We start from the raw sequence: 22,144 nt of genomic DNA on the forward strand, positions 1-22,144 counted from the left end.
CCCACAAGATGCTTTTAGCCCAGGTCCGCTTCGACGAAGTGCTCCTGGCGGTCATCGACCAGCGGAATGCGGGTGTCGGGATATTCGGTGCCGTCCACGATCACGCGGCTGATCTGCCCCGAGGGTTCACCGACGCGCTTGACGGTGATGTGGTAGACAGTCTCGCGATAGCGGTAGTGGATTTTGTAGGACTCCCAATCGGCCGGGATACAGGGCACAATGCGCAGATGATCCACTTCCAGTTGCAGCCCCAGCAGGGTTTCCACGCTCAGCCGATACATCCAGCCTGCCGCACCGGTGTACCAGGTCCAGCCGCCGCGTCCGATGTGCGGCGGCACGCCATAGATGTCCGCGCACATGACGTAGGGCTCGACCTTGTAGGTTTCGATGGCGTCCGCCGTGCTGCCGTGATTGACCGGATTGAGCATGGCAAATAATTCCCACGCGCGTTCCGTGTCGCCCAGCAGGGCAAAGGCCATCGTGGACCAGATCGCGGCATGGGTATACTGGCCCCCGTTCTCGCGCACGCCGGGGATGTAGCCCTTGATGTAACCCGGCTCCAGATCGGACTTGTCAAAGGGCGGGTCGAGCAGCTGGATGATCTGTTTGTCGCGCCGCACCAGGCGCTGGCCGACGGCCGTCATCGCCTGGCGGGCGCGCGTGGAATCACCGCCCCCGGAGATGACCGCCCAGCTCTGGCTGATCGAATCGATCTGGCATTCGTCGTTAGTGGACGAACCCAGGGGCGTGCCGTCGTCAAACCAGGCACGTCGATACCAGGCGCCGTCCCAGGCCTGGGCCTCGATGTTACTGCGCAGCTGGGCGGCCTGATCGCTGCACAGCTCGGCAAAGTCCGTGTCATCGCGGCTGCGCGCAAGACCGGCAAACGACTCAAGATTCTCGATCAGGAACCATGCCAGCCAGACGCTTTCGCCCTTGCCCGCCTTGCCCACCAGATTCATGCCGTCGTTCCAGTCGCCGCAGCCCATCAGCGGCAATTGATGGACGCCAAAACGCAGGCCGTGCTTGATAGCACGCACGCAGTGCTCGTACAGGCTGGCGGCTTCGTGCGAACGTTGCGGCTGGTCGTAGTAGGCCTCTTCTTCCGCATACAGCTCACGGCCCTCCAGAAAATGGATGGACTCATCGAGCACGCCGGTGTCGCCGGTCGCCAGCACATAACGACAGGTGGCATACGGCAGCCACAGATAATCGTCGGAGAAATGGGTGCGCACGCCCTGCCCATTGGGCGGGTGCCACCAGTGCTGCACGTCACCCTTGATGAACTGGCGCCCGGCGTGTCGGATCAACTGCTCGCGGGCGAGCCACGGCGTCGCGTGGATCAGCGCCATGGTGTCCTGTAATTGATCGCGGAAACCGTAGGCGCCGCCGGACTGGTAATAGCCGCTGCGACCCCACAGCCGGCACGATATTGTTTGATAAACCAGCCAGCCATTGGCCAGCACGTTGAGCGCAGGGTCGGGGGTATCCACGTTCACCGCGCCCAGAGTGCGGTTCCAGTGTTCCCACACCGCTTCCAATGCCTGGCGCGCACCCGCCGATCCACCGTATTGCTGGATGAAGTGACGTGCCTCATCGGCGTGTTCAGCCGCGCCGAACACGAACACGATCTCGCGTTCCTGCCCGGCACCCAGTTCGATCCGGGCCTGGATCGCGGCGCACGGGTCGAGGCCGGCGCCGGTTCGACCCGACAGGCGCTTGCGGCGCATCGCCGCCGGCCGCGTCAGCGAGCCGTTGCGGCCGATGAACTCGGTGCGGTTTCCGCTCACCGACCGCTTGCGCTCGCTGGCACCTTCATTGCTGACATGGGCAAACACCACCCGGTTGGCGCATTCGCGACCGTAGGCATTGCGGGCGAACAGCGCGCCAGTGTGCGGATCGATTTCGGTAACGATGTGCATCAGATTGGCGTGCCGCCACTCGCCGAGCACCAGCTCCCAGTACCCGGTGAGCGACAGGCTGCGCGCACGCTTTGACGCGTTGCGCAGCTTGACCACCGCGAACTTGACCGGCGCATCCATGGCGACGTAGGTGAACAGTTCCGAGGCAATGTCGGCCTCAAAATGCTCGAACACGCTGTAGCCGAAGCCGTGTCGGCACACGTAGCCGGCGCGGCCGTGCGCGGGCAGCGGCGTCGGTGACCAGAACGCGCCGGTTTTCTCGTCGCGGATGTAGAGCGCTTCACCGCTGCTGTCACAAAGCGGGTCGTTGTGCCAGGCGGTGAGGCGGAATTCGTGCGCGTTTTCCACCCAGGTATAGGCGCTGCCGCTCTCGCTGACGACGGTGCCGATGTGCGGACTGGCGATCACGTTGGCCCAGGGCAGCGGCGTGGTCTGTCCGGGTTCGAGGGTGACGACGTATTCGTGGCCGTCGGGCGTGAAGCCACCCAGACCATTGCAGAAAATGCGCTCGCGCGGGGCCAGCGGATAAACCGGTTCGACGCCCGCCTGCTGCGAGGGCTCCAGCAGATCCGACGCACGTTCTGGCGACATACGGCGTTCCACCTGCTCGATCAGGGTCGCGGCGGTATCCCTGAAGACGATGCGGGCGACTGTCTGCAGCAGCACGCGTTCGTTTTCGGTCAGTTCCTCGGTGCGGCGCACGAAGACGCCGCCCGGCTTGTCGATCATCTGCGCTTCGGGACCCGAGTTGATCAGACCCACGATCCGATCCTGCAGCTCCGCCCGGTAGCCCGAGAAATCCTCGTTGACGATCACCAGGTCGGCGGCCAGGCCTTTCATGCGCCAGTAGGCATGCGCTTGCAGCACCTGCTTGACCAGAACGATGCGGTTGAGGTCGCCGATGTGCAGCAGGACGATGGGCAAATCACCCGAGATGCCAAAGCGCCACAACCCGGACTGCCCCAGCTGGTTGCGCGCAATGACGTCGGGTGTCGCGCGGCGCAGTGCCGTGCCGTAGATCACGGAATTGGCCAGGCGGCCATAGATCTGCGCATCCGCTTCGGTGACATTGAGGTGGCGCAGCACCTCCTGGCTCTGGAACCAGGCCATTTCGAATGCACGCTTGACGAAGTGACGGTCGCAGTATTTCTCCAGCAGGGCCAGTGCGGCCTCGCGGGTGTCCGCGACTCCGGAAATAATCTGCACACTCGCCGACTCGTCGGGTGCCAGGGTCAGAGTCCGGCGGATCGCCACGATGGGATCGAGCACCGGCCCCGCGGTGTTGGATAATTCATGGCCCGGCAGAACAGACGGGTTGTCGCCGCTGTCCAGCACCTGCGGATTGGCCACGGTGCGGCCGCGCCCGATGAAGCGGGCGCGGTCGGTCTCGTAGGACGGCGCATCGGCTACCGCGCCGGGGGCAGCCAGCAGATGAAACATCCAGGGCACCTGCTCGCCGGGTGTGCGGGGACGCCGGGTGCAGAGGATCGCCTGCCGCTCGGGCAGGATTTCGGTCTGCACGAACAGATTACTGAAGGCGCGGTGCGCCAGATCGGCATTCAACGGCGCCAGCACCACTTCCGCGTAGCTCGTCACCTCGATGTGACGGGTGCGCGCCGACTGGTTGGTGAGCGTGACGCGACGGATCTCGACGTCGTCCTCGGGCGACACGCTGATCTCGGTGTGTGCTTCGATTGCCTGATCGCGTCGCCGGTATTCAGCACGCGCCTGCACGAAGATCGCCTCGTAGTGGTCGGCGCGGCGCAGGGTCGGCTGGTGCGCGCTCGACCAGTACTTGCCGCTGTCGCGGTCGCGCAGGTAGATGAAGGTGCCCCAGTCATCGGCAGTGGCATCCTCGCGCCAGCGGGTGATGGCAAGGTCCCGCCAGCGGCTGGTGCTGCCGCCGGCATGGGTCGCCATGACATGGTAGCGGCCGTTCGACAACAGGTGGACTTCAGGGATCGGCGTGTTCGGATTGGTAAACACGCGCATGATCGCGCCGATGTCCGCACCGGGGGGACGGGCGGCGGCGCTCACTTCGGCGGCGTGGGGATGCAGGGTGGCGCCCTTCTTCGGCACCCGCTCCTGCAGCAGCAGTTCGGTCGCTTGCGTCAGCGGGTCGGACATGAAACGGCGCTGCATCGGCTGGTCGAGCAAGACATGTGCATACGCCAGCAGACTCATGCCCTGGTGATGCGCCATGAAGGCCTGCACGACGGCGTGCGGCTTGCCGCGCGGTACCCGCGAGGGCGTGTAGTCGATGGCCTCGTAGAAGCCGTAGGCGCCGAGAAATCCCTGATTGGCCAGCGTCAGCAGGTTACGGCAGGCTTCGCGCGGCATCACCGTCAGCGCCAGGGCACTGGCGTAGGGCGCGATGACCAGATCGTCGCCCAGTCCGCGCTTGAAACCGAGGCCGGGCACACCGAATGCCCGGTACTGGTAGATCTGATGCATGTCGGTGGCGTTATAGCAGGACTCGGAAATGCCCCACGGCACCTCGCGTTGTCGACCGTATTCGATCTGGCGCGACACCGCGGCCTTGCAAGTCTGCTCCAGCAGGGTATTGGGGTAACCCGGCATGATCAGCTGCGGCATCAGGTACTCGAACATCGAGCCGCTCCACGAAATCAGACTGACGTCGCCACCATGACTGGTCAGCAGGCGGCCGAGCGAGAACCAGTGCTTCTGCGGCAGCTGTCCCTGCGCAATCAACAGAAAACTGGCCAGGCGCGCTTCCGATGCCAGCAGGTCGTAACAGGACGGATCGCGGCGCCGTTCGCCCACGTCATAGCCGATGGCCAGCAGGCCGCAGGCCGCATCATAGAGAAAGTCAAAGTCCATTGCCGCCAGAGCACGGCAACGCTGCACCAGATCGTCGATTACGCCAAGCCGTTCGGCCGCGACGGACGAGCGCGCCCCAGTCACCTTTGCGTGCGCGCCAGCCAGTTCCGCCAGTGTCGGGATTGTGCTGAAGTGTTGCGGCTCACAGACCAGCAACCGAAGCTCATCCCGAAGCGCCCGGCATTGCCGGTCGAAGGCTCGTGCCCAGTAAACCCGTTCGCCATCGATATCGCTATCCGCCGGCAGCCAGTCAACCAGCTCCCCGCCGACACGGTGAATCTCATCCAGGGCGTGCCCGGCACCAGCCAGTGTCCGGAGCGAGCCGTTCTGTGTCAACGAGCACAGTGTGTCCTGCAGCGACGTGATCCTGTTTGCAAGATCCGGATCGGACGACGCAGGCAGCTGTTCAGCGAACACCTGCAGTGTATCCTGCAGCCCCTGCAATGCGTTGGACGACAGCACCGGCTGATCTTTGAGCTCGGCCAGCCCGGCCTGCAGGGTGAGCAGACAGCCGGCCAGGTTGCCGCTGTCCACCGACGAGACGTACTGCGGGTGCAGCGGCTCCAGGGTGCGCGTGTCGTACCAGTTGTAAAAATGGCCGCGGTAGCGTTCCAGCTTTTCCATCGAGTCGAGCGTGTTGCCGAGGCGCTGCAGGCATTCCCCGGCCGTGATGTAGCCAAAATCGACCGCCGCCAGGTCGGCCAGCAGCGACATGCCGATGTTGGTGGGCGAGGTGCGCGAGGCGATGGCCGCTGCCGGGTATTCCTGGACGTTGTCAGGCGGCAGCCAGTTGTCCTGCGGGCCGACGAAGTCCGCGAAGTAGCGCCAGGTGCGCCGCGCCGACGTCCGCAGGAAGGCTTCCTGGTCGACGCTCAGGCCCGGGGCGGGGGCGGCCAGCGGCCGGCTGATCCACCAGCCGGCGACGGGCGACAACAACCACAGCAGCAGGATGGGGCCGGCATAAAGCCACACCGCCGGCTGGCTTGCCATGGCCAATGCCACGCCCAGCCCCAGCGCAATCACCGGCGCGACCCACATCTCCCGGAAAAATTCGGCGAGCGTGCGGGTTGCGTTACGGCGTGCGTAGGACGGCAGTTTCCACAGCAGCAGGCCACGTCGCGTGAACAGCATGCGCAACCCCGAGCGCAGGATTGCCCCCAGGCAGATCAGCGCGTCGTAGGGCAAAAAGGTCAGGGTCAGGACGGCGAGTGCGAGCGGGCGCCCCACGGATCGGCCGGTCAGGTTCAGGTGTACTCGCCAGTCGGATTCTTCGGGCTTGCGAACCAGCTCGATGGCGGCAGCCAGCAGGCTGGGCAGAAATATCACCGCCATGACCAGCAAGCTCCAGTGCCACCCGAGCCCCGGGCCCAACAGCCAGCCACCGGCCAACAGGGCGAGCAGCGCAGGCGCCACCAGGCTGCGCCGCAGATTGTCGAAAAGTTTCCAGCGCGACAGCGCCGAGAGCGGGTTCGTCTGCCGCGTCGCCTTCACACCATCCAGGCCGGGGGGGCCCGGCACGTGTGGCAGCAGCCAGCCGGCCAGTTGCCAGTCACCGCGTATCCAGCGGTGGTGCCGGCTAGCCTCGATGGCATAGCTGGCCGGATGCTCCTCGATGAGTTCGACATCGGTCACCAGCGCGGAACGTGCATAGCCGCTTTCCAGCAAGTCGTGGCTGAGGATGAGATTTTCAGGAAAGCGGCCGTCGACGGCCTGGCGAAACGCATCGACGTCGTAGATGCCCTTGCCGATGAACGAGCCTTCCCCGAATACATCCTGGTAGACGTCCGACACCTCGCGCGTGTAGGGATCGATGCCGGCCTCACCCGCGAACAATTTCGTGAAGCGGGATTGGCCGGCACTGATCAGGCTGATCGAGGCGCGCGGTTGCAGGATCGCGTAGCCTTCAACGATACGGCCCTTGCCGGCATCGTACACCGGGCGATTGAGTGGATGCGCGAGGTTGCCCACCAGGGTGTGTGCCGCGTCGCGCGGCAGCTGCGTATCGGTATCCAGGGTGATGACGTACTGGATCGATCCGAGCAGGGACTGATCGCCGACGATGTCCGAGAAGGCCGTTTGCGCCCCGCCCCTGAGCCGGGCATTGAACTGCTCCAGCTTGCCGCGCTTGCGCTCGTAGCCCATCCACACCCGCTCGAACGGGTTCCACACCCGTGGCCGGTGGAACAGATAGAAGATGCACGGACGATCCTCGCGGTAGGTCGCGTTGAGCGCCTCGACCGCGGCGCGCGCATATTCGAGCAGGGCTTCGTCGTCCGGCAGCGTTTGTTCGGGCGCGTCGACAAAATCCGTCAACAGAGCAAAGTACAGATTGGGGTCGCGATTGCCGAGGTAGCGGATCTCCATTGCTTCAAGCAGATCGTCGACGTCTTGCGCTTTCGTCAGCAGGGTCGGGACGATCACCATGGTGCGGTGGCGGTCCGGGATCCCGGTAGAGAAATCCAGTCGTGGCAACGCGCGCGGCTGCAGGACGAGCGTGACCAGCAGGTTCACCAGCGGCACGGCCAGCGCCGAGGCGCCGATGACCAGGGGTAGCGCCAGCAACCCGATCCGCCAGCCATCCACATTGACACCGCCCGTATCAAGGCCAAGCACGACCGCTGTCGCGAGCAACGTGAGCAGCAGGATCGGGCCGAGATAAAGCGGGAGGCGGAAATGCCGGCCCATCCGGCTGAGCCTGGTTTTCCACGACAGTCGGCAATCGACCGCATGCTCCAGCTGTGGTCGGCCCTGATCGATCAGGTAGTAGCCCACATGCGCGCTGCGATCCTGCGTGCCCTGTTGCGTGACAGCGGCCTGCGCAAGCGCGACGGCTTCGCGTGCCACCGCCATTTCGCTGCAGCTGCTGCGTCGCGCCACATCCTCGATGACGTGCCGGTAGCGGTCGCGGGTGGCGAAATCCTGGCTGGCGTACATCGCCATTGGATCTTCGTGCAGGATCTGTTCGACGACGCTGAGCGACTCAACGTATTGCTTCCAGTCCATGGCGCCGATGAAGCGCAGGCTGCTGATACTGTTGGCGATGGAAATCTGGTTGGCCGCGGCGGTGCGCCCCGCCGCCTCCGACAAGCCGGCTGCGGTCACCCCCTGCTCGAGCAGTTTGTGCTCGACCCAGGTTTGCACGAAGGCCATGGCCGGTCCCTGCGCCTGCAGCCGGTCGTAAAACTCTTCCACAAACGAGGCAGTCAGCGGCACATCGGCATGGGCAAACTCGGCCAGCAACTGGATCAGCTGTTTGGGCTCGGTTTCGGCCGCCTCAAGCATGCGGTCCGCCCAGGTGATGGCCGCATCGCGCTCCTCACGCCGCCGGGCGATGCGCACCCCGACGCGACGCAGGTTTTCCAGCAGCGCCAGCTGCAGCATGATCGGGAAGGCCCACAATTCGCCCAGCTTCAGGGGCTCGACGGTCTGGTAGGCGGCAATGAACTGGGTGGCGTTGTCGCTGTCGACGCGGCCGTCCATGTGGGAGATCAGCTCCAGCGCCAGGTCGTAGATGCGGGGGAATCCGGCCGACGGGCCATCGGCCAGTCGCGGCAACTGCCGGCTGTAGCCGCGCGGCAGGTGCCGACGCGCCAGGGTGATCTGCTGCTCAATCAGGTAGAAGTTATCGAGCAACCAGGCCTCTGCCGGCACAATCCGCTGCCCCTGGGTGGCAACGGCGGTGACGACGTCATACGCCGCCAGCAGAACACGGGCGTTGTCCGCCAGCCGTGGCAGCAACCGGTCCGGACCTGGACGCGGATCGATCACGTGCTGGCCGGCCAGCGTGACTGCGTGACGTTTCAGTTGCTCGATACTGAACAACTCCGCACGCAGCAACTCGGTATCCCGATGATGGCGTAACGCATTCCATGTGTGCGGCGAAAATCTGAACGCGTTGGTGATGATGACATGCTCCTTGCTCGAACTTCGGATGGTCAAGGCCGCTCTGGCTATACGACCGGCAATTACCGAAAATACACCCCTTGTGCTTGCGAACCCTCAGCCTTTATGGACTGATTCGTTAACAATTGATTGTATGCTGTTTTGGCAAGAATTGATGTCGCCAGGGTAAAAAGAAAGTGCCAACCTCGTCTCCGGTAGCCAGACCCGTGCATTCAAAGGCACCGCATTCCGGGCGAGAGAAACAGACCGAACTGCCATCTATCACCATTGCCGGATGCTCCCTACTCCCACTCGATGGTGCCGGGCGGCTTGCCGGTAATATCGTAGACCACGCGCGAGATGCCGTCGATCTCGTTCACGATACGCCGGGAAACATGATCCAGAAATTCATAGGGCAGATGCGCCCAGCGGGCGGTCATAAAGTCGATGGTCTCCACCGCGCGCAATGCCACTACATATTGATAACGCCGGCCGTCACCGGTCACGCCGACCGATTTGACCGGCATGAAGACGGTAAAGGCCTGACTGACCTGGTCATACAGCTCGTGCTTGCGCAGCTCCTCGATATAAATGGCATCGGCCAGGCGCAGCAGATCGGCGTACTCTTTTTTTACTTCACCGAGAATGCGAACACCCAGACCGGGACCGGGAAACGGATGCCGATAGACCATATCAAACGGCAGGCCGAGTTCCACGCCGATCTTGCGTACTTCATCCTTGAACAACTCGCGCAGGGGCTCGCAAAGCTTGAGTTTCATGTTCTCCGGCAGACCGCCCACGTTATGGTGGGATTTGATCAGATGCGCCTTGCCGGTTTTGGCGCCGGCCGATTCGATGACATCGGGATAGATGGTACCCTGCGCCAGCCAGGTGGCATTGGTCAGCTTGCTCGCTTCATCATCGAAGACGTCGATAAACGTGTTGCCGATGATCTTGCGTTTCTCTTCCGGATCACTGACGCCTTCCAACTTGCCCAGAAACAGATCCTCGGCATCTACCCGGATCACCCGGATCCCCATGTGCTCGGCAAAGGTCGCCATGACCTGCTCACCTTCAAGGTGACGCAACAGGCCATTGTCAACAAACACACAGGTCAGCTGATCCCCGATGGCCTTGTGCAGCAAGGCCGCCACCACCGAGGAATCCACACCGCCGGAAAGACCGAGTACCACTTCGTCCTCGCCGATCTGCTCGCGAATGTCGTCGATACTCTGATCGATGATGTTCTCCGGCGTCCACAACCGGCGACAGCCGCAGATCTCGTGCACGAAGCGTTCGATAATCCGCTGACCCTGGTTGGTATGCGTGACCTCGGGATGAAACTGCAGGCCATAAAAGTGCCGCTGCACATCGGCGATGCCGGCGATGGGCGCGCTGTCGGTGGAGGCCATCAGTTTGAAACCCGCTGGCAGGTCGATCACCCGATCGCCGTGACTCATCCACACATCCAGCAGCCCATAGCCTTCGGGACTGGCATGATCCTCGATATCCTTGAGCAGCGGGGTATGACCGTGAGCACGCACCTGCGCATAGCCGTATTCATGCCGATCGCTGGTTTCCACCTTGCCGCCCAGTTGCCGGGCCATGGTCTGCATGCCGTAACAGATTCCCAGTACCGGCACGCCCTGCTCGAAGATCAGCGGCCAGGCCAAAGGCGCATCCTCGGCGGTCGTACTCTCCGGCCCGCCGGAGAGGATGAGGCCATTAGGCGCGAAGTCGCGAATCTCGGCTTCGGCCATGTCCCAGGGGTGCAGCTCGCAATAAACGCCGGCCTCGCGCACCCGGCGGGCAATCAACTGGCTGTACTGGGAACCGAAATCGAGGATCAAGACGCGATCCGAATGGATATCCTGGGACATGGGCAAACTCTCAAAATGGGCCGGGATGGACAATAGAGCGGCGATGATCCCGGAAATCGCCTGAAATTTCAAGTATTTTTACTAAAATCAGTAACTTATGCACTAACACCGCTGCTGGTGACTGGCCCGCGACACTCTACATAATAGAGGGATGAAATATATCGGTGCCCATGTCAGTGCCGCCGGCGGCGTGCAGAACGCCCCGTTCAATGCGCAGGCCATCGGGGCGCGGGCCTTTGCCCTGTTCACCAAAAACCAGCGCCAGTGGCAGGCCAAACCGCTGACCCGCGAGGCGATCGACGCGTTTAAAACCCATTTGCAACAGGTCGGTATCGCCGCCGAGCACGTCCTGCCGCACGACAGTTATCTGATCAATCTCGGTCATCCGGACAAAGCCGCGCTGGAAAAATCCCGCGCCGCATTTGTCGACGAGATGCAGCGTTGTGAACAGCTGGGCCTGAAACTGCTGAATTTTCATCCCGGCTCGCACCTGAACAAGATCAGTGAAAGCCAGAGCCTGGCCATCGTGGCCGATTCCATTAACCAGGCACTGGAACAGACCCGGGGCGTCACCGCGGTGATCGAAAACACCGCCGGCCAGGGCACCAACCTCGGCTACCGGTTCGAGCATCTGGCCGAAATCATCGAGCAGGTCGAGGACAAGTCCCGGGTCGGAGTCTGCATCGATACCTGTCATACCTTCACGGCCGGTTACGATCTGCGCACTACCGAAACCTGTGAAGCCACCTTTGAAGAATTCGATCGAATCGTCGGTTTTGACACCCTGCGCGGTCTGCATCTTAACGGATCAAAACCGGATCTGGGCGATCGGGTCGATCGGCATGAATCGCTGGAGAAAGGCAAACTGGGACTGGCCGTGTTTCAGTACATCATGCAGGACAAGCGGTTCGACGCTATTCCCATGGTCCTGGAAACACCCGATCCGGATAACTGGGCGCATGAGATCGAATTGCTGTACAGCTGGCAATGATCGGGCAGATATTCCCGGGCAGACAGATTGCAGGCAGCCGATTGCCGGACACCGCGTTGCTATGTCCGGCCTACCACTTTTCTGTTACCGGAAATAACGCAAAGGACGCCAAGACGCGGAGAACGCAAAGTGAAAATAATTTTTGCCGTCGTAGGCCCGATAAAGCGAAGCGGTATCGGGCAACACCGCCGATTGCCGGACACCGCGTTGCTATGTCCGGCCTACCGCTGACGATTGATTGCTTGCATGTCAGAAAATCAAGCTATTCACTGGCACAGGCCGCATGATTCGTTCCACGCTCATATCGCCATTTCGCCGTAATCATATATTGCCCCCCTCCGCGTACTTTGCGCCTTTGCGCCCTCTGCGTTCCATTCCAGAGAACCGAAAAAATGGAATTCGCCAGACTCATCGTAATAACACCTCACGGCAGGGGTTGATTCGCCCCCCGTCAGACCTGACATAATAGGTATCTCTCAGGTTAAACGGATTTCAGTATGCCTTATTCAGAACAGACAATTACGTCCAAACGCCCCTGGGCGGAGAATATCTTTACCTTCACCACCACCCGACCGGAAGGCTTTGAATTCAAAAACGGCGAGTTTGTGACCCTGGGCCTGCGCCCGGAAGGCAAACTGATACCGCGTGCCTATTCGATCGTCTCCACCAATGACGATGACCAGCTGGAATTTCTGAGCATCGCGGTGCCGGACGGCCCGCTGACCAGCCACCTGGCCGAAGCCGATACCGGCAGTTCGATCTGGATCAATACCAAAAGCACCGGCTCCCTGACTCTGAATCACGTGCAACCGGGACGCCATTTGTACATGCTGGCCACCGGTACCGGACTGGCGCCGTTTATGTCACTGGTGCGCTCCAGCGAAGCCTTCAACCATTTCGAACGGGTTATCCTGGTCCACAGCGTGCGCCATACCCCGGCCCTGGCCTACCGCGACGAGCTGGAAGCCCGGCATGGCGATGAATTCCTGTATGTGCCGACGGTCACCCGGGAAACGTTCCCCAACCGGACGCGCGGCGCGGATCTGTTCCGCTCCGGTGAACTGGCCGAACAGCTGGGCCTGCCGGCCGCCGATCCCGAGCAGGATCGGGTCATGCTGTGCGGCAATCCGCAAATGAACAAGGACATGAGCGAGCATCTGGAAGACAACGGCTGGACGATGACCAATTACAAGGGCGTGGGTAACTTCACCGTGGAACAGGCCTTCGTGCTGCAGCACTAAAAGCGTTCAGACGTAGCTGATCGGCGAGCGCAGCAACATATCGATAAACGCCTCCGCCACCGGGTGATCCAGCCGCGAGCGATTGCGCGCAATCCACAGGGTTCGCTGTATCCTGAAACCGGTGACTTTCAGGTGATAGAGATCGCCGGCAGAAACCTTCTCTTTGACGGCGAAGCGCGGCAGAAAGCTGACGTGCTTGCCCCGCCCCAGCATCTCGACAATGGTATCGGTGGACCCCACCTCCAACGCCACGTCCAGTTTCTCAATCCCGATGCCGGTTAACGCCTGATCCAGCTCTTCGCGGCTGGAGGCATGCTTTTCCCGCAACACATAGGGCAGTTCGGTCAGCTGCTCCACAGCCAGCCATTCACGCCCTGCCAGCGGATGACTGGCGCCGCAGACCAGCCATAACTCATCGTCGGCCCATTTTTGCACCAGCACATCGGGATGATCCGGCGCGTTTTCCATCAATGCCAGGTCGGTGCGCCCGGTCACCAGATGAGACTGGATATCGCGACCATAAGCCATGCGACTGTCGATCTTGTAATCGGGGTAGCGTTCGGCAAACTGGAAAAGCAGATCCGGCAGCAGGTGTTCTCCGATGGAAAACGTTACCTCCAGAGCCAGGGTGTTTTGCCCCAGATGCAGATTCCGCAACTCGTCATAGAGGGCCCTCTGGCGATCCAGGGTCTGGACCGCCAGCAGATACACCTTTTCCCCCGCCGGCGTCAGTCGCAGCCGCCCGCTGACCCGCTCCATCAGCCGCGTCCCGTAACTGGCTTCCAGGGCCCGCAGGCGCTTGGTCACCGCCGGCTGGCCGATATTCAGCGCCACAGCCGCCGCGGAGACACCGCCCTGCTCAACGATCGCCCGCAGAGTCGCCCAGCCATTGATATCGGGGAGAACTTGGTATTCCATATAGGAATATTTACATAAAGAATTTCATTAGTAAACACTGAAACCCTGTCGCATAATGCGCGCCCTTGATAAGCATATCTTACTAATTTCCTGTAGTTTTCTGTCAGCCGGTCAGTTCGCCGGCAACCAGACTGAACAGACTAACTCCGGGTGATATTCCACAGGGCAATATCAGCGGCCTGGGGAAACACCCGCAAGCATCCATGGAGTGCATCGATGACCAAACCTGCAGACAAACCAACACCAGAGCGCAGAATAATCTCAACGACCACCCATTTCGCCATCCTGTATGGCGTCCTGAGCCTGGAACTCTTTCGTTTGTTATATGTATACAACGATGAAATCCGCCACATGGCGGAAGCGACCAGCCGCGGCGACAAAACCCTGTTTTTTGTCCCTATCATCATCGCGTTGGTTTTCTCCCTGGTGCACGGCGCCTTCACAGGATATTTCTGGGAAGCGCTGGGTATCAGTGCCAAGAAGAAATAATTTTTAAGAGGTTAATCTCGTGGAAGCTGTCAATTTTCTTGATCTCAATGCGACGACCGTCTTTTTGCTGTTCCTGGTCGGCTTCATCGGCGGCATGGTCAGCGGCTTCATCGGCTCCGGTGGCGCCTTTGTCCTGACTCCCGCGATGATGAGCCTGGGTGCCCCGGGTGTCGTCGCCGTGGCCAGTAACATGGCCCACAAATTCCCCAAGGCCCTGGTCGCCTCCATCAAGCGAAACAAGTATGGCCAGGTTGATATCAAGCTGGGCCTCGTCATGGGCATTTTTGCCGAAATGGGTGTCTTTGTCGGCAAGGAGTTCATGACCGGCATTCGCGACAACTTCGGGAATACCGGCACCGATCTGTATGTCTCCATCGTGTTTATTGTTGTTCTGGCGCTGGTGGGTGGTTATGTATTGCGCGATGCTTTCAGGTGCAAACGCGAAGGCGGCGATGTGGAAGGCGCTGAACATATCACCCCGCGTCTGGCCAAATGGGTGCAGTCGGTCAACATTCCCGGCACCATGATGAGCTTCCACTCCATCGGCGGCAAACGGGTCTCGGTCCTGTTCATCGCCCCGCTGGGCTTTGCTACCGGTCTGCTGGCCGCCTCGATTGCGGTCGGTGGCTTCATCGGCGTTCCCGCCATGATGTATGTACTGGGTGTCCCGGCCATCATGGCCTCGGCCACCGAACTGGTCGTAGCCTTTGTCATGGGCATGGGTGGCAGTCTTTTTTATGCCTGGGAAGGCTTCGTGGATATTCGCCTGGCGATGATTATTCTGGCCGGTTCCCTGTTTGGCGTGCAGATCGGTGCCATCGGCACCACCTATGTCCGGGACTACACGGTCAAGATGATCATGGGCATGATCATGATCATCGTGCTGTTCAGCCGGCTGTTCGAGATGCCGGTTTACCTGTCTGATCTGGATCTCATCAGCACTATTTCCGAGGGGACCAGCTCGCTACTGAGTAACATCAGCTTTGCTACTCTGGCGCTGGCATTATTAAGTGGCGCGTTTGCAATCCTTGCCGCACTGCTCAAGGGTATCAAACAACATAAGAAACAACAGGCGGATGCAGAATACGCCGCCTCGGTGGCAGAATCATAAGTCGATTCACAATATCACTGAAAGCCCGGCCTGTGTGCCGGGCTTTTTTGTGCGTACTGGTTTCAGAGCGGCAGTTACATAGCGAACAGCAGGAAACCGCCCTTTTCAAGATTCGCCGGCTTCATCAAGATGACGAATCAACTTCTGCAGTTCATTCAACGCCACATTGAGCAGAGCCAGATCCACACGGGCTGATTTGAATTCCACAAAACGTCGACTGTAGCGCTCCAGCACCGATTGATGAGTCTCCCGCCAGTTTTCCAACAGTCGTTTCGCATCGGTATTATTTGTCACATCGGAGTCCAAAACACTGGCAGTCAACAGGCGCTGCAGGCGATACAGCTCATCGCGCAGGGCGGAGCGTGCCAGACGGGTCCAGTGCTCTTTACGCGATAACCGATCGAGCTGATCCCGTAACCAGTGTAACTCCAATGCCGCCCCAACCCGATTGAATACCTGGGCGACGAATACCGGACTTTGCCCCGTCTGCAAGGTAACTTCAACCATATCCAGCGCCGGAAACAGGTAGGGCAGTCCCGCCATACGCCAGGCAAAGGATTCGGGAACACCCTGTCTCTGATAATCCTGTGCCACTGTCGCCAGCGCCTCACTATCCTCTTCAACAATCTGGCCCGGCAACGCATCGATCAGGGACGTGATACTGTCCATGTATTTATCAATTGTGTCTCCGATATCGAAAGGACGCGGAACATTTTGCAGCAACCACAATGTACATTGATTGGCCAGGCGGCGGATCGTACTTAACATGTCGAACTGTACAGAAGCCTTGACCTGGTTATCCAGTAACGCGATTTGTTGCCACAAGCCGGGTAATTCAAAGACTTTGCGGGTTACCAGATAAGCACAGGCAATCTCGGGAACCGGGGCACCGGTGTGTTCATGCAGGCGAAACGGAAAAGCCATCCCCATGCGATTAATCATACTGTTGGCGATAAACGTGGCGATAATTTCCCGGCGCAATGGATGGTTATACATATGTTGCGGATATTCCCGGGCAATCGCCTCGGGAAAATAAATCGGCAGTTCATTAACCAGATATGGCTCGTCAACAACTTCTGAAGCCAGCAATTCCTGATAGAGATTAATTTTGCTAAACGCCTGCAACACGGCCAGTTCTGGCCGACTCAATCCCTGTTCGGTACTGCGTCGTGCCGACAGATTTGCATCATCGGGCAGGTTCCAGGTCTGGCGTTGTAACAGCGCCTTGTGCTCCATTGCTCTCATCAGCCGGATGTGTTCATCGAGCAATGTCGGTGCCAGGTACTCGCTGAGTGAAAGTGCCTCACTCTGTTGATAATTATTAATCAGAACCAGTCGCGCGACATCCTCGGTCATACTGCCAAGTAGCTGGTTACGCTGAGGCTCGTCAAGCAGCCCCTCGCGCATTGCCTTGTTGAGCAGGATTTTGATGTTGACCTCGTGGTCAGAACAGTCGACTCCGCCAGAGTTGTCAATAAAATCAGTATTGAGACGCCCCCCCTGTCGGGCAAACTCAATACGGGAACGCTGCGTCAGTCCCAGATTCCCTCCTTCCCCAATCACCTGACAGCGCAGCTCATCGGCATTAATCCGCAGCGCGTCATTAACCCGATCATCCGCATCATCATGACTTTCATCACTGGCTTTAACAAAAGTCCCGATACCGCCATTCCAGAGCATTTCGACCGGTGCTTTGAGGATCGCCGTAATCAGTTCGTTAGGCGTCAGTGATGTGACTTCCACTTGCAGCGCTTGTTTAACCGGCGCGGAGAGGGTAATGGATTTTGCCGAGCGTGAATAAACGCCACCCCCGTTCGAGATAAGTGCAGGATCATAATCCGACCAGTTGGAATGCGGCAGGTTGAAAAGCCGCTCGCGCTCCCTGAAGCTGATCTCGGCGTCCGGTTCGGGATCCAGAAAAATTTCCTTGTGATTGAAAGCCGCTATCAACCGGATATGACGGGATAACAGCATGCCATTGCCAAAGACGTCACCGGCCATATCCCCGATCCCGGCCACGCTAAACTCTTCCTCCTGAATATCCTTGCCGATTTCCCGAAAGTGACGTTTGACCGACTCCCAGGCACCGCGTGCGGTAATCCCCATTTTCTTGTGGTCGTAGCCGGTGGACCCGCCGGAAGCAAAGGCATCATCCAGCCAGAAGTTATACTCCCGGGCGATGGTATTGGCGGTATCGGAAAAAGACGCGGTTCCCTTGTCGGCCGCGACTACCAGATAGGGGTCCGGATCATCATAGCTGACCACCCGGGGTGGCGGGACCGGTTTGTCATCGACCAGATTGTCGGTTAAATCCAGCAAGCCCCGAATAAAGGTTTTGTAACAACTGATAACCCGCCGATTTACCTCCTCGCGATCGAGCTCACGCAAATTCTCCTTCACAATGAAACCGCCCTTGGCGCCAACGGGAATGATGACGGCATTTTTCACCATCTGGGCCTTCATCAGGCCAAAGACTTCGGTACGAAAGTCTTCCTGGCGATCGGACCAGCGAATACCGCCGCGCGCGACTTTACCGCCCCGCAGGTGAACCCCCTCGGTTTGCGGCGAGTAAACAAATATTTCGAACTGGGGTTGCGGATTGGGCAGATCGGGGATCTTGTGCGGATCCAGTTTGAATGACAGATAGGGTCGAGGCACCTGCCCCGCCATTGTCTGAAAATAGTTGGTCCGCAGCATGGCCTGAATCAGAACGAACAGGCGGCGTAATATCCGGTCCGCATCGAGTGTTGGCACTTCATCCAGCGAGCGTTGAATCGCATCGCGAATCCGCTCACCGCGTTCGGCAGCCTGTTCCTGCCCGTCGGGATCAAAGCGCACGAGAAACAGGTCCACCAGCATCCGGGCAATCTGGGGATGCTCCACCAGGGCCTTTTCCATATAGTTCTGGCTGAACGGGAACCCGGTCTGTTTAAGATATTTGACGCAGCTTCGAATCACCACGACTTCACGCCAGTCAAGCCCGGCACGCAACACCAGAGTATTGAGCCCGTCATTCTCGACTACGCCGTACCAGATACGTACGAAGGCATCCTGAAAAATGTTCCGAACCTGTTCGGTATCAAGTTGTCCTTCATAGGCATAGACCATCCCGACATCGTGCAACCAGACCATGGAGCGCCCGGCCGGCCGCAGACGATGCGGCCGCTCGTCAATCACCTTGAGCCCCATGTTCTCCAGAATCGGTAATAATAAAGAGAGGGATAACGGTTCTTCGGTGTGAAACAGCTTGAAGCGGATTTTCTCCGGTGGTGCCTCTACCGGATGATATAATCCCATTCCCAGGTCCAGACCGTCTGCCAGTGCTTCCAGTTTGTGGATATCGAGCGCGGCGATTTCGGCCGAATAGTCCCCCTGATAGGAGGCCGGAAAGGCCGTATTATAGTCCTGCAACAGTTTGTTACCCTGCTCCTCGCCATATTCATGAGTCAGCGCGGCATGCAGATCGTCCTTCCAGCTGCGAATAGTATCAGCCACCCGTTTTTCAATTTCGGCAATGTCATAGCGGGGTAACTTACCGGGTGGCAGGTGCAGGATCAGATGCAGACGGGCCAGTACCGAATCGGTCAACCAGACCGTAAAATCCATTTCCCGGGCATTGAACAGGTTAACAAGAATGTCCTGCACCTTGAGCCGGATATCGGTATTGAAGCGATCGCGCGGCATATAAATCAGGCTGGAGACAAACCGTCCATAGGCGTCGGGACGTACAATTACCCGTACTCGCTGGCGCTCCTGCAGTTGTAAAATACTGCGAGCAATCTCATACAGTTCATCATCGGCACACTGAAACAGCTCATCGCGCGGCAGGGTTTCAACGATATTTAACAGCGCTTTTTGTGAATGGCTATGCGGGCGAAAACCGGAGCGGCGCATCACGAACTGTACTTTGCGTCGCAACATCGGGATGTCCGTGGCACGACGAATATAGGCCGCGGAAGTGTATAATCCGAGAAAACGCCATTCTCCGATCACCTTGCCATTGGCGTCGAACCGCTTGATGCCGACATAATCCAGATAGCCTGGCCGATGAACGGTCGCCCGGGAATTACTCTTGGTCAGAATAAGCAAGGCCGGCTCGTGGGCTTTTTGTTTTGCCTGGGGATGTAACTGCTCAAAACTGCGCGAATAGGTATTATTCTCTGCATTTCGCAGAATGCCCAGCCCACTGTCAGCGATGATTTTTAAAGAATCATTGCCTTTACGACGTTCGAGCTGGTATTCACGATAGCCAATAAAGGTAAAATGATTCTTGTCCAGCCACTCCAGAAAAGCCAGGTCTTCCTCTACTTGCTCATCGTCCAGCGGAGGTCTAATGGCTTTGACTTCTTCAATAATGGTTCGCAAACGTTCCCGCATCGGTTGCCAGTCATCAACACAGGCTTCAATATCCGCCAGCACCCGGGCGATGTCATCATGTAACTCCTGTAATACAACCGGATCACTCTGCTGATCCACCTCAAAATACATGCAGGCTTCATTGGCGGTCTCATCACCGATTTCTTCCACATCGAATACTTTACTCAGAGAACCCTCTGCATCACGCTCAAAGCGCATCACCGGGTGAATGATCAGATGTACCGTCAACCCTTGCCGGTTTAGAGCCATTCGCACGGAGTCGACCAGAAAGGGCATATCCTTCTGGATCACTTCAACAATCGTATGAATCGACTGCCAGCCATGCTCTTCAAGATCCGGATTATGAACCCGGATCCGCACCTGCTGTGGACGACGTTGGCGCGCCAGATTCCAGTGCGAAATCACCGCACCGTACAGGTCCTCCAGCTGGCGTTCTGACAGATCTTCCAGGGACACACCGGCCAGAAACTGACGGATAAACCGTTCGATATTGTCATGATCCTCTGCGGGAAAGCTGTTGCGGGCACGCTCTACCACTTGTTCTATCATGTGGTGGGCATCATGCGTCAGGGTTACAGGAATAGACATGGTAATGGCTGATGGCCTCTGAAGAGGGAGTCGTACTCGACAAAACGGATTGATTCTCTGCCGAGTCTACAAAAAAATTCCGGCCAGCGACAGCCGTGCGTATCAGAGTTCAGACCGCGATAACAGGCAACAGGACCGGCTTCAATCGCTTTGGGGCTACGCAAAGCATCATGACAGACCGAGGCGTCCGGCGAATAACTGAAAATTCGGGAAGAGGAAGAAGGATGGAACAGCTACCGGGTATGCAGCGATACCCGGCAGTGTTGAGTTAAACCCGGTAGTTGGGGGATTCCTTGGTGATCTGTACATCATGGACGTGACTTTCACGCATCCCGGCGCCGGTGACACGCACGAACTCGGGACGGGTCCGCATCTCGTCAATGCTGCGGCAGCCGGTATAGCCCATGCTGGCACGAATCCCGCCCAGCAACTGGTGGATGACCGGACTCAGCGGGCCCTTGAATGGCACCCGGCCCTCGATGCCTTCGGGCACGAGCTTGTCGGTTTCGCCGCCTTCCTGGAAATAGCGATCCGAGGAACCATGCCGGGCTCCCATGGCGCCGATGGAGCCCATACCGCGATAGGATTTGTAGGAGCGGCCCTGGAACAGCTCAACATCGCCGGGCGATTCTTCAGTGCCGGCGAACATGGAGCCAAGCATCACACAATAGGATCCGGCCACCAGCGCCTTGGCAATATCCCCTGAATAGCGGATACCGCCATCGGCGATCAACGGGACCCCGGTGCCGTCCAGTGCCTCGGCCACGTTGGCCACCGCGGTAATCTGCGGAACGCCCACCCCGGCCACGATGCGGGTGGTACAGATGGAGCCCGGACCGATACCGACCTTGACCCCGTCGGCGCCGGCATCCACCAGGGCCCGGGCGGCGGCGCCGGTGGCGATATTGCCACCGATCACCTGCACAGCGGGAAAGTGCTTTTTCACCCAGGCCACCCGATCCAGTACGCCCTGGGAATGGCCGTGGGCCGTGTCCACCACGATGACGTCCACCCCGGCCTCGACCAGGGCTTCGACCCGCTCCTCGGTACCGGCACCGACCCCGACGGCCGCCCCGACGCGCAGTTGCCCGTATTCATCCTTACAGGCATTGGGGTATTCGCTGGCTTTCTGGATATCCTTGACGGTAATCAGACCGCGCAACTCGAAATCGTCGTTGACCACCAGCACCTTCTCAATGCGATACTCGTGCAGCAGATTGAGGATTTCCTCCCGGGCCGCACCTTCCTTGACCGTCACCAGCTCGTTTTTGGGGGTCATGATGCGGGACACCGGCTGCTCGTAATGGGTTTCAAAGCGCAGATCCCGGCTGGTCACAATCCCCACCAGTTCGCCCCCATCGACGACCGGCACCCCGGAGATGTTCTGGGCCCGGGTGATAGCCAGCACATCGCGGATGGTGGTGTCGGGTGTGACCGTGGTCGGATCCTTGATTACCCCGCTCTCGAATTTTTTGACCAGCCGGACATGCTCGGCCTGGGTCCGGGTATCCATATTCTTGTGGACGATCCCGATCCCGCCTTCCTGGGCCATGGCGATGGCCAGCCGGGCCTCGGTCACGGTGTCCATGGCGGCCGCCACCAGGGGAATATTCAGCTCGATCTCCCGCGTCAGGCGGGTCGCCAGAGAGACCTCCCTGGGCAGGACATCGGAGTGAGCGGGCAGCAGCAGGACATCATCAAAGGTGAGAGCTTCTTGGGCAATTCGCAGCATCTTGGGGTCCCGGTTGAGGTAAATCGCCGAATTATAAAGACTTTTGCCGGACCGGTAAATCGGGCCAGTAGCTGATTTTAGCAAAAATCAGCGGTTGCCATCTCGATTCTGACGCCGCATAATGGCTTTCAAGTATGGCGTGGTGGCTACATGTCGCTCCGGCCAACATTAA

9 protein-coding genes are annotated in these 22,144 nt (G+C 59.4%); 4 read left to right on the plus strand and 5 right to left on the minus strand.

Going from position 1 to position 22,144, the window contains the following annotated elements:
- Positions 1–14: 14 nt before the first annotated feature.
- Positions 15–8,600, minus strand: a complete 8,586-nt coding sequence (locus U5K34_RS02100) for a GH36-type glycosyl hydrolase domain-containing protein (RefSeq protein WP_416224001.1) — start codon at positions 8,598–8,600, stop codon at positions 15–17.
- Positions 8,601–8,947: 347 nt separating this feature from the next.
- Positions 8,948–10,525, minus strand: coding sequence for a glutamine-hydrolyzing GMP synthase (guaA, locus tag U5K34_RS02105; RefSeq protein WP_322566863.1), 1,578 nt, complete (start codon positions 10,523–10,525; stop codon positions 8,948–8,950).
- 151 nt (positions 10,526–10,676) lie between these two features.
- On the opposite strand from guaA, the gene nfo reads away from it, so the two are divergent.
- Together nfo and U5K34_RS02115 are read left to right on the plus strand one after the other, a co-directional pair.
- Complete coding sequence (gene nfo / locus U5K34_RS02110) at positions 10,677–11,516, plus strand: deoxyribonuclease IV (RefSeq protein ID WP_322566864.1); 840 nt, start codon at positions 10,677–10,679, stop codon at positions 11,514–11,516.
- A 497-nt stretch (positions 11,517–12,013) separates the two neighbouring features.
- Positions 12,014–12,757, plus strand: coding sequence for a ferredoxin--NADP reductase (locus U5K34_RS02115; protein WP_322566865.1), 744 nt, complete (start codon positions 12,014–12,016; stop codon positions 12,755–12,757).
- Positions 12,758–12,763: 6 nt separating this feature from the next.
- On the opposite strand, the gene U5K34_RS02120 is transcribed toward U5K34_RS02115, so the two are convergent.
- Positions 12,764–13,675 carry a LysR family transcriptional regulator gene (locus U5K34_RS02120; RefSeq protein WP_322566866.1) on the minus strand — a complete coding sequence of 304 codons (912 nt, stop codon included), beginning with the start codon at positions 13,673–13,675 and terminating at the stop codon, positions 12,764–12,766.
- Positions 13,676–13,891: 216 nt separating this feature from the next.
- Here U5K34_RS02120 and U5K34_RS02125 point away from each other — a divergent pair, with 216 nt between their 5' ends.
- Positions 13,892–14,164, plus strand: coding sequence for a hypothetical protein (locus tag U5K34_RS02125; RefSeq protein WP_322566867.1), 273 nt, complete (start codon positions 13,892–13,894; stop codon positions 14,162–14,164).
- 19 nt (positions 14,165–14,183) lie between these two features.
- Positions 14,184–15,275 carry a sulfite exporter TauE/SafE family protein gene (locus tag U5K34_RS02130; RefSeq protein ID WP_322566868.1) on the plus strand — a complete coding sequence of 364 codons (1,092 nt, stop codon included), beginning with the start codon at positions 14,184–14,186 and terminating at the stop codon, positions 15,273–15,275.
- A 105-nt stretch (positions 15,276–15,380) separates the two neighbouring features.
- Here the strand turns inward: U5K34_RS02130 and U5K34_RS02135 are convergent, their stop codons facing one another.
- Together U5K34_RS02135 and guaB are read right to left on the minus strand one after the other, a co-directional pair.
- Entirely contained in the window at positions 15,381–20,240 is a 4,860-nt protein-coding gene (locus U5K34_RS02135) for an NAD-glutamate dehydrogenase (protein ID WP_322566869.1), read from the minus strand.
- A 268-nt stretch (positions 20,241–20,508) separates the two neighbouring features.
- Entirely contained in the window at positions 20,509–21,969 is a 1,461-nt protein-coding gene (guaB, locus tag U5K34_RS02140) for an IMP dehydrogenase (RefSeq protein WP_416224002.1), read from the minus strand.
- Positions 21,970–22,144 lie beyond the last annotated feature (175 nt).

Source organism: Thiohalophilus sp. (genome assembly GCF_034521165.1).
Lineage (GTDB): Bacteria > Pseudomonadota > Gammaproteobacteria > UBA6429 > Thiohalophilaceae > Thiohalophilus.

Bases quoted from the DNA above. Each gene is read 5' to 3' on its own strand.
- U5K34_RS02135 (WP_322566869.1), bottom strand. From the start codon at position 20,240: ATGTCTATTCCTGTAACCCTGACGCATGATGCCCACCACATGATAGAA.
- U5K34_RS02125 (WP_322566867.1), top strand. From the start codon at position 13,892: ATGACCAAACCTGCAGACAAACCAACACCAGAGCGCAGAATAATCTCA.
- U5K34_RS02115 (WP_322566865.1), top strand. From the start codon at position 12,014: ATGCCTTATTCAGAACAGACAATTACGTCCAAACGCCCCTGGGCGGAG.
- U5K34_RS02120 (WP_322566866.1), bottom strand. From the start codon at position 13,675: ATGGAATACCAAGTTCTCCCCGATATCAATGGCTGGGCGACTCTGCGG.
- nfo (WP_322566864.1), top strand. From the start codon at position 10,677: ATGAAATATATCGGTGCCCATGTCAGTGCCGCCGGCGGCGTGCAGAAC.
- guaA (WP_322566863.1), bottom strand. From the start codon at position 10,525: ATGTCCCAGGATATCCATTCGGATCGCGTCTTGATCCTCGATTTCGGT.